The following is a 9,153-nucleotide window of genomic DNA, read 5'->3' on the forward strand; positions in this document are numbered from 1 at the left end:
CGGACGGATGACCCTCACCCGCAGAACATTCGTGAAGGCTGCTGCTGCCTCCGGAGCGGCTTTCGCGCTGCCCGGAGTGGCGTCGGGCCAGGCGCATGCGCCGCTGACGCGGACCATTCCGTCCTCCGGTGAAGCGATCCCGGCGGTCGGCCTCGGCACCTGGATCACCTTCAATGTCGGCGATGACCCGGTGCTGCGCGACGAATGTGCCGACGTGATGGCGGCGTTCTTCGAGGCGGGCGGAAGCACGATCGACTCCTCGCCCATGTACGGTTCCTCGCAACCCGTGATCGGCTATGGCCTCGAAAGACTGGGCCGGCCGGACACGCTGTTTTCCGCGGAGAAGGTCTGGACCTCCTCCGCGGCGGATGGACCCACGCAAATCGAGCAGTCCCGGCGCTTTTGGGGTGCCGAGCGCTTCGACCTCGTGCAGGTCCACAATCTCGTCGGCTGGGAGGCGCATCTCGACACCCTCTTTGCCATGAAGGCGGACGAGCAGATCCGCTATGTAGGCATAACCACCTCCGAAGGCCGCCGGCACGATCTGTTCGAACGGATCATGCGGGACTTTCCACTCGACTTCGTGCAACTCACCTACAACGTCGTCGACCGGGAGGCGGAGGAACGCCTCCTGCCGCTAGCGGCTGAGCGGGGCATAGCCGTCATCGTCAACCGGCCGTTCCGACAAGGGGAGCTGACGCAACAGCTCGAAAGCGAGCCCCTGCCGGCCTGGGCCGCTGAGATCGGAGCTTCAAGCTGGGCGCAGTTCATCCTGAAGTTTATCCTCGCGCATCCTTCGGTCACCGTCGCCATCCCCGCCACCACCCGCGTCGATCATGTGCGCGAGAACGTGGCCGCCGCGGCCGGTCCGCTCCCCGACGCGGTCATGCGCGAGCGGATGGCCGCCCATGTCCGGGATCTCTAGATGTCGGAATGGTGGACTTACCGGCCGGAAGACTTCCTGCTCTTCTCGCCGCGCGTCTACTGGCGCATGTTCGAGCTGCACAATGCCGCATTCTGGCCGCTGCATTTCGCAACACTTGCCGCCGGCCTTGCCATCATCTTGCTCGTGCTTCGGCCGCCGCCCAGGCGTGGGCCTTGGGTCGAACTCATCCTCACAGCGCTCTGGGCCTTCGTCGGCTGGACTTTTCTATGGAGCCGCTATGCGGCGATCAACTGGGCGATCGTCTATGTCGCGCCGGCCTTCGGCGTGCAGGCGTTGCTGCTGGCGATCGCAGCCGCACGCGGCGGTCTCGCCTTGGACCGGCGGGACACAGGCGCATGGGTCGGAGTGGTGTTCTTGGCGATTGGCATCGTCGCCTACCCGCTCCTGCCGCCGCTCTTCGATCGGCCTTGGCGAAGCGCGGAAGTCTTCGGAATAGCACCGGACCCGACGGCGATTGCGACGCTCGGCGTCCTGCTGACGGCAAGCTGCCGGCTTGCGCCGCTGCTGTCTGCGATCCCGCTGCTTTGGCTGCTGCTCAGCGGCCTGACGCTGCGGACAATGAGCGATCCTCAGGCTTGGCTGCCGCTTTTGACGGCCGGGACGGCTGTCGCTGTCCTGGCCCTGCGCCGCTTGACCCCGGCTAAATGAGCAGACGATGTCCAACGCCCTCGGGGCGTCAGGCCGTCAGCACAAATTTGTCCGCGCCTGCCATCACGCCGGGGCATGCGCCTCGCGGAACGACACCAGCTTGCGCCGGCTCTCGTCCCACAGCACGAGCTTGACGCAGCGCAGGCTGTCGGGGATCGTTATGCGCCCGACATCGCGCAGTTCCGGATAGTCTCTCAACACTTCCGGAAGCCGGTAGTGCGGAACCTTGCTGGATAGATGATGCACGTGGTGGATGCCGATATTGCCGGTAAGCCACCTCAGCACGCCCGGCAGATCGTAGTGCGAGGAGCCGTGAAGGGCGGCCTGCTGGAACTCCCACTGGTCGCCATCCGCCCAGTGCGTGTCCTCGAACTGGTGCTGAACGTAGAACAGCCAGACGCCGACGGCGCCGGCGATGATGACAATGGGCAGGTGGACGAGCAGGAACGGCACGAGACCGACCAGCCAGATCAGCACAACTGCGATCGTCGCGATCGCCAGATTGGTCGCCATGGTCGAGACCCAGGGAGTCAGGCCCGACCGCATCATGCCGACGGGAAGCCGCTGCTGGATCAGGAACAGCCAGGCCGGGCCGATGCCGAACATCACGCCGGGATGGCGGTAGAGGCGGTAGCGGAGTTTGCCCCAGCGCGACAGCGCCTGGTACTCCGCGACGGTCAGGGTGGTGATGTCGCCGACGCCGCGTTCGTCGAGATTTCCGGCCGAGGCGTGGTGGGCCGCATGCGCCCGGCGCCAGTAATCGTAAGGCGTAAGCGTCAGCACGCCGATAGCGCGGCCGGTCCAGTCGTCGGTGTGGCGGTGGGCGAAGAACGAGCCGTGGCCGCAATCGTGCTGGATCATGAAGAGCCGGACCAGGAAGCCGGCGGCCGGGATGGTGAGGACCAGCCCCCACCATTGGCCGTAAGCGACCGCTGCCCATGACAGCGCCCAGAGCGCCGCGAAGGGGATGACCGTGACGGCCAGTTCGAAGGCGCTGCGCAGCCGGTCAGGTTTGCGGTAGCGAGCGAGAATCTTGAGCCAGGCGCGGTCGCCCGCGCCTGCGGGGAGATTTGGGGGCATCATGTTCATCCCGGACCATAAGCGTGCCTTTGAGGCCGGTGCAAGGCGGGATGCGGATGAATTGTGGGGATGGCCTGCGTCGAATCGTCAGGAGCGGCCGTTGCTGTTGCGGTCGCGGGCCCTGGTTTTCTTCTCGGCGCGGTTTAGTTCATCGAGCAGATCGCGCAAATGCGCCGGCACATCCGGCTTTACCGCGAAGGGCGGCAGCGACCGCACAAACCTGCGCATCTGTTCGCTGCCTATCTGGCGCCGCACTTCCGTCGGTAGACTTTTCACGGGATGTTGAGGGTCGCGGGTCATCACTTCAGGGCCAGTCTGTTTACGGTTGAAACTCCCTGCGCAAAGCAATGGTTCCTACATTTCTGCCCCGCTGCAAGCGCAACCCGCCGGTACGGTAAAGTTTTAATTAATATCGAACGGCCTCCGCGGCTGGCGCGCGCGGGCTGCTCCAGACAGCCCGGAACGGTTGTCGAACGGGGGTCGCGGAAGCCTTTACCCTTGATTTTTGGAACCCGAAGCTCGATATCGGGCGCTACTTCCAACCCTTTCCGAACGACGGGATATGGCGATGAGCGACCAGATAAAAGACGAACGCGCGCCTGACGAGAACGAGACGGCCGACGCGGCGCCGAAGAGCAATGAGGACGGCGTCAATGGCGATTACGAAGCACTCGTGCGGCTCCTGAAGGAAAACGAGGAGCTTAAGGATCGCGCTTTGCGGGCCGCGGCCGACATGGAGAATCTGCGCCGCCGCACCGCGCGCGAACTGCAGGACGCACGCGCTTATTCGGCCGCCAATTTCGCGCGCGACATGCTGTCGGTCTCCGACAATCTCCGCCGCGCCCTCGACGCCATTCCGGCCGAGGCGAAAGCCGCGGGCGACGCCGGTTTCACCGCGCTGATCGAAGGTGTCGAAATGACCGAACGGGCCATGCTCGCCGCGCTCGAACGCCACGGCGTCAAGAAACTGCAGCCCGAAGGCGAGAAATTCGACCCGAACTTCCATCAGGCGATGTTCGAGGTAAACAATCCCGATGTTCCGGCCAATACGGTCGTGCAGGTGGTGCAGCCCGGCTATTCGATCGGCGAGCGCGTCCTGCGCCCGGCCATGGTCGGCGTCGCCAAGGGCGGGCCGAAGCAGGCGGCAAACGATGCGCCGCCCGAGCCGGGGCCGGTGAACGAACAGGCCGAGAAGGACGCGTGAGGAAGTTGGGGGAGTAGGGGAGTAGGGGAGTAGGGGAGTAGGTTGGTTCGTCCGGGCTGAACAGAAACCGCCGGGGAACTCAGTTTTCAGCTATTGCGCTGCCTGAATGCCGGATAAGCTACACTCCCCTACTCCCCTACTCCCCTACTCCCCTACTCCCCTACTCCCCTACTCCCCTACTCCCCTACTCCCCTACCTATCCTGACTATTTCCGCCATGCCTTAAGCACCGCCTTCGGCGCCTGCATGGCGAAGGCGCGCTCGAGCCGGAGCGCAAGTTCGGCGGTTGAGATGGCGTGGATGCGCACGAGGATCGCCGGCCAGCCCTTGTAGTGGTCGGTCTCGAAATAGATTTCCGGCGCCGCGGCGATCAGCAGTTCCTTCTCCTCCAGCGGGCACATCAGCACCACGGTATCCGGATCCTTGACCCGGCAGAGCGATTTGCCGCGCACCTTCAATGAGGGGGTGTTGAACCAGGTGCTTTGCGTGATTTCGGGCAGATGCCCGGCTGCCTGGACCAGCTTCGCAAAAGCGGGAACAAGCTCGGCCTCGGCAAATTGCGGATTACGCCGCGAAACGGTGCGTCTCCCCGCCATAGTAGCTGATGTAGCGCTGGCCGATCTCCCGGACCGGCATGACCACGAAGACGTCGACCGTATCGAATTCGTGGTCGACGACGCAGCCGTCTCCGATTTTTGCGCCGACGCGCAGATAGCCCTTGATCAGCGGCGGCAAGGCCATGGCCGCCGACCGGACATTGATCGCTTCGGCGGGCATCAAATCCATGCTGCGGTAGCGCTCGGGCACCGCCCGCACGTCGAACTCGGCGCTGGTGCGGCAGCGATGCGCCAGATAGGACAGCGCTTCGGCGTGTGCGGCGGGCACCGTACCGTGGAATGAGGCGCACCCCGCCATGACGCCGATGCGGTAATGGCTGATATAGGCCCAGATGCCCTGCCAGAGCAGTTCTATCGTGCGCTTCGAACGGTATTCCGGCAGCACGCAGGAGCGGCCGAGTTCCAGGAACCGTTGGCCGGGATGGCGCGCGATGAGCTTCCCGAATTCGAATTCCCTGTCCGAATAGAAGCCGCCGGCCGCGAGCGCCTTTTCCTGACGCAAGAGCCGGTAGGTGCCGACGATGCGGCGGTGTTCGGGGCCGGCAAGCGCCGTGTCGAAGACCAGGAGATGGTCGCAGGCTGCGTCGAAGCGATCAGCGTCGCGCCGCTCGGACGGGAGGCTGCTGCCCCTGGCGCCGAGCTCATCGTAGAAGACGCGGTAGCGAACCTCCTGCGCCGCGGCGATCTCGGCCTCGTTGCACGCGAGCCGAACCTGCAGCGTGCCGATCCGGCCGAGAATGGCGGCCGCAAAGTCCGCCTCCAGGCCGCGCGAAGCGGCCATGCCGCCATTTGGACCTGGGAGACAATCCATCACGGGCAACGCTGTTTGCACGGGTGATTCTCCTCGAGCCATCCTCATGCCGCGGAACTAGCGGGACAGTGCAACAGGATTGTGACTCTAGTCGAACAGCGAAATAGCGGCAACAGCCGGCTAAGGGTCTGTTTGGAAACTCTACTCTGGCGGTCTTCTGACGGCGTTTTCTGCGCTTCCGGGGCTTAATGACCGGTCGATCTACGCGGCCGCCTGCTCCTCGACCGCTTCGACCAGCGCTTCCGGGTCGAGCGGCTTGGTGACGAAGCCGCTGGCGCCGTGGGCCAGAACCGCATGGCGGGTCTTTTCCTGGTTGTCGGCCGACAACACCATGATCGGCACCGGGGCAATGCCCATTTCTTCTTCGTGCCGCCTGATGACGGCGATCGCGTCGAGCCCGTCCATGACCGGCATGTGCAAATCCATCAGCACGACGTCGTAGCGGTGTTTCGGTCCGGCGCCCGTCACCGCCTCGACAGCCGCCTTGCCGTTGCCGACGATCTCCACCCTGTGGCCGGCCTTCTGCAGCGTGGCGCGTGCCAGCATGGCATTGATGTCGTTGTCCTCGGCGATCAGGATGGACAATCCCAGCGGCTTGCCATGCCTAGACGGGGCAGAGGCGGCTTTGGCCGGGGCTTGGCCCTGTGCCGCCGGAGCTGCCGCCCCGGCAAGCAGGACACGCAGCAGGGTTTCGCCACGCACCGGTCGCGCCAGGAAAGTCGCGTAGCCGCTCGCCCTGAATTCGCCGAGCATGCCGCGGTCGGTCGGCGCGATCAGCGTGATCGCCTCGCCCGCCGTGAACCCCGCCTGGCGCAGGCGCTTGAGGATGCGGCCGTCGCCGGCTTCAAGGGCCGCGTCGACGAGCAGCGCGTCGCAATGGCCGGCGAAGGGAGTCGCCTGCTCCACGGTCGCGGCGACATCTGCCGAGCCGCCATAAGCGCGAATGGTGCAGGCGATCGCCTCGGCCTCGACGGTGTTCTTCGAAAGGATCACGGCATGGTGTCCGGCAAGCACGGCGCCGCGCGCCTGCTGGGCTTCCGTGGCCGCGGCGGCGGGGATCTCGAAGGAGAACTCGGAGCCGGCGCCGAATTCGCTTGTGACGGAAATCGAGCCGCCCATCGACTTGACGATGCGCCTGGAGATGGCGAGCCCGAGGCCGGCGCCGCCATGGGCACGGGTCGACGTGCCGTCGGCCTGCTCGAATTCCTCGAATATCCGCTCCATATCCGTCTGGCGCAGCCCGGGACCGGTGTCGGCGACGGAAAAGCGGATCATGCCGGAGCGCCCTTCGCCGGAACGGGTAACGGTCACCAGCACGCCGCCGGCATCGGTGAACTTTATCGCATTGCCGATGAGGTTGAGCAGCACCTGGCGGACGCGGCCGGGATCGGCGGTGATCATGTGCGGCACTTCGGGCGCGACGTGACAGCCCAGGCCGATATTCTTGGCGAAGGCGCGCGATGCCAGCAACTCGACCACGTTCTCGGTGAGATCGCGCGGCGACATGGGTTGCGGCTCCGGCTCGAACCGTCCTGCCTCGATCTTGGAATAGTCGAGCAGATCCTCGATCAGGGCCAGAAGCGCGCTGGCAGAAGTCGAGACCGCGCCGACATAGGTGCGCTGTTCAGGCGAAAGCCTGGTGTCGGCCAGGAGCTTGGCCATGCCCATGATGCCGTTCATCGGCGTGCGGATTTCGTGGCTGACCGTAGCCAGGAAGCGGGATTTGGCTTGGCTCGCATGCTCGGCGCGCTCGCGGGCGTTGATCAGCGCCGTCTCGGCGCGCTTGCGAGCGGTGATGTCGCGAGCGATCGCCCGGTGCGAGACGCTCTTGCTGGCCTTGTCTCGCACCGAGAGCTCGATCCAGGAAAACCAGCGCGTCCCGCCCGGCGCCTGGATGGCGACATCGGTGGAACTCAGGCATTCGCCGTCGGAGAACGCCGCGTCGGGCACGACGCCGACGTCGACGCCAAGCTCCGACAGGGTCTGGCCGCAGAGATCGCGCGCCTCCATGCCGATGAGTTCGGCGAATACCTTGTTGGCGTAGACGATGCGGCCGTCGCGGTCGCGGTGCACGACAAGATCGCCGAGCGCGTCGATCAATCCATGGAAGCGCTCTTCGCTTTCCTGCAGCTCCCACATCTGGTCGGCAAGCGTCTCGATCTCGGCGCGGCTCTGCGCGACCCGCTCGTCGATGATCGAGGCAGCTTCCTTCTCGGCGCGGTAGCCGCGCAGCAGCACGAACAGCCCGGCCGCGGCGGAGGCGAGCAGGCACACGCTGATGAAGATCGGCGCGCCGGTAAGGCGGGTTACGCCTGCAAGCATCGCGACGGCTGCGAGCGTGGCATAGGCGAGCGCGCGAAAACGCTTCGGTGGAAGCTCGGGCGCGAGCGGCGGCGCGGCGATATGACTGCGCGCTGGCGCTGCCGGCCCTCCGCCGGAAGCGCGACCCGCCTCCCGTACCCGCCTGTCTTCGTCCAACCCCGCGATCATGACCCATTCATAGGCAGATAGTGCTTAGAGAAGCTTTTGGCCGATCGTTCGAATTTTAGCGGTATGCCGCGATTGACAGGCAATTTGGCGCAGTGGATACCATTCCGCACACTTCCGGTTGAGACGGAACTGGATTTGTGGAATGTGGGGCCATGCAGATAGAAAAGCCGCGTCGCGCCCCATCGATTCTCCGATCTTTCATGGACAGCGAGGCCTCGGGCGGCCTGACGCTGATGTTTGTCGCCGCTCTGGCGCTGCTGATCGCCAATTCGCCGCTGGCGCCGCTCTATTTCGACGTCCTGCACCGCTACGTATTTGGCCTTTCGGTGCTGCATTGGATCAACGATGCGCTGATGGCGGTGTTCTTCCTGCTTGTCGGGCTCGAGATCAAGCGCGAATTCCTGGACGGGCAGCTCGCGACCTGGTCGCGCCGCGTCCTGCCAGGCATAGCGGCGCTTGGCGGCATGGTCGTGCCCGCCGCGATTTTCGTCGCATTGAACTGGGGCGACCCGGAGCAGCTGCGCGGCTGGGCGATACCGTCGGCGACCGACATTGCGTTTGCGCTCGGCGTGCTGTCGCTGCTTGGTCCGCGCGTGCCTGTTTCGCTGAAAATATTCCTGATGGCGCTTGCCATTCTGGATGATCTCGGCGCGGTGCTGATCATCGCGGTCTTCTATACGGCCGAACTCTCGCCGCTGATGCTCGGTCTTGCGGCCGCGATGCTGCTGGTCCTGGCGGCGCTCAACAGGGCAGGCGTCAAGCACCTGTCGCCCTATCTGGTCGTGGGCGCGGCGCTTTGGTTCTTCGTGCTGAAGTCGGGCATCCATGCGACGCTTGCGGGCGTCGCGCTGGCGCTCTTCATCCCGCTGAAAATCTCGGCCGGCGACCACCCGGAATCGCCGCTGCACCGGCTCGAGCACACGCTCCAGCCGTGGGTCGCGTTCGCGATCGTTCCGATCTTCGGTTTCGCCAATGCCGGCGTATCCTTCGCCGGCCTCACCTTCGCCAAGCTGGCGGAACCGGTGCCGCTCGGCATCGCGCTCGGCCTCTTCGCCGGCAAGCAGGTCGGCGTCTTCGGCTTCGCCTGGCTCGCGGTCCAACTGAAGCTTGCCGACATGCCGCGCTATGCGTCATGGCCGCATCTCTACGGCGTAGCGGTGCTTTGCGGCATCGGCTTCACGATGAGCCTGTTCATAGGGTTGCTCGCCTTCCCCGATTCAGCCCAGCTTCAGGACCAGACGAAGTTCGGCGTGCTCCTGGGCTCGACCGCCGCCGGGCTGGTCGGCTGGCTGATCCTGCGCCTGACCACGGCCGATTTTCCTAAGCAGCCCTGAGAGACCGTTTGATAATTCTACTCC

At 65.1% G+C, this 9,153-nt stretch carries 9 protein-coding genes; 4 read left to right on the forward strand and 5 right to left on the reverse strand.

Annotated features, from left to right (window positions below; translation table 11 throughout):
• Positions 1-7: 7 nt before the first annotated feature.
• Together G6N73_RS10155 and G6N73_RS10160 are read left to right on the forward strand one after the other, a co-directional pair.
• Positions 8-925: an aldo/keto reductase gene (locus tag G6N73_RS10155; RefSeq protein ID WP_165027022.1), complete on the forward strand. Its 918-nt coding sequence runs from the start codon at positions 8-10 to the stop codon at positions 923-925.
• A complete protein-coding gene (locus G6N73_RS10160; RefSeq protein ID WP_165027025.1) occupies positions 926-1,594 on the forward strand; it encodes a DUF6064 family protein in 669 nt (222 codons plus the stop codon).
• Positions 1,595-1,657: 63 nt separating this feature from the next.
• Here the strand turns inward: G6N73_RS10160 and G6N73_RS10165 are convergent, their stop codons facing one another.
• Positions 1,658-2,683, reverse strand: coding sequence for a fatty acid desaturase (locus tag G6N73_RS10165; protein ID WP_165027027.1), 1,026 nt, complete (start codon positions 2,681-2,683; stop codon positions 1,658-1,660).
• 78 nt (positions 2,684-2,761) lie between these two features.
• Positions 2,762-2,902 (reverse strand): hypothetical protein, encoded by a 141-nt coding sequence (locus tag G6N73_RS10170; RefSeq protein ID WP_246251848.1) that lies wholly within the window; start codon positions 2,900-2,902, stop codon positions 2,762-2,764.
• A gap of 340 nt (positions 2,903-3,242) precedes the next feature.
• Here G6N73_RS10170 and grpE point away from each other — a divergent pair, with 340 nt between their 5' ends.
• A complete protein-coding gene (gene grpE, locus G6N73_RS10175) occupies positions 3,243-3,878 on the forward strand; it encodes a nucleotide exchange factor GrpE (RefSeq protein WP_165027030.1) in 636 nt (211 codons plus the stop codon).
• A gap of 205 nt (positions 3,879-4,083) precedes the next feature.
• Here the strand turns inward: grpE and G6N73_RS10180 are convergent, their stop codons facing one another.
• The 3 genes from G6N73_RS10180 to G6N73_RS10190 form a co-directional block, all read right to left on the reverse strand.
• Positions 4,084-4,473 carry an MmcQ/YjbR family DNA-binding protein gene (locus tag G6N73_RS10180; protein ID WP_165027046.1) on the reverse strand — a complete coding sequence of 130 codons (390 nt, stop codon included), beginning with the start codon at positions 4,471-4,473 and terminating at the stop codon, positions 4,084-4,086.
• Complete coding sequence (gene olsB, locus G6N73_RS10185; RefSeq protein WP_165027075.1) at positions 4,442-5,275, reverse strand: l-ornithine N(alpha)-acyltransferase; 834 nt, start codon at positions 5,273-5,275, stop codon at positions 4,442-4,444. Before olsB ends, G6N73_RS10180 begins: the two co-directional genes overlap by 32 nt.
• Before the next feature lie 231 nt (positions 5,276-5,506).
• Complete coding sequence (locus G6N73_RS10190; RefSeq protein WP_165027049.1) at positions 5,507-7,795, reverse strand: ATP-binding protein; 2,289 nt, start codon at positions 7,793-7,795, stop codon at positions 5,507-5,509.
• A gap of 152 nt (positions 7,796-7,947) precedes the next feature.
• On the opposite strand from G6N73_RS10190, the gene nhaA reads away from it, so the two are divergent.
• Positions 7,948-9,129 (forward strand): Na+/H+ antiporter NhaA, encoded by a 1,182-nt coding sequence (gene nhaA / locus G6N73_RS10195; protein ID WP_165027052.1) that lies wholly within the window; start codon positions 7,948-7,950, stop codon positions 9,127-9,129.
• Positions 9,130-9,153 lie beyond the last annotated feature (24 nt).

It is taken from the genome of Allomesorhizobium camelthorni (assembly GCF_011045125.1).
GTDB classification, from domain to species: Bacteria; Pseudomonadota; Alphaproteobacteria; order Rhizobiales; family Rhizobiaceae; genus Allomesorhizobium; species Allomesorhizobium camelthorni.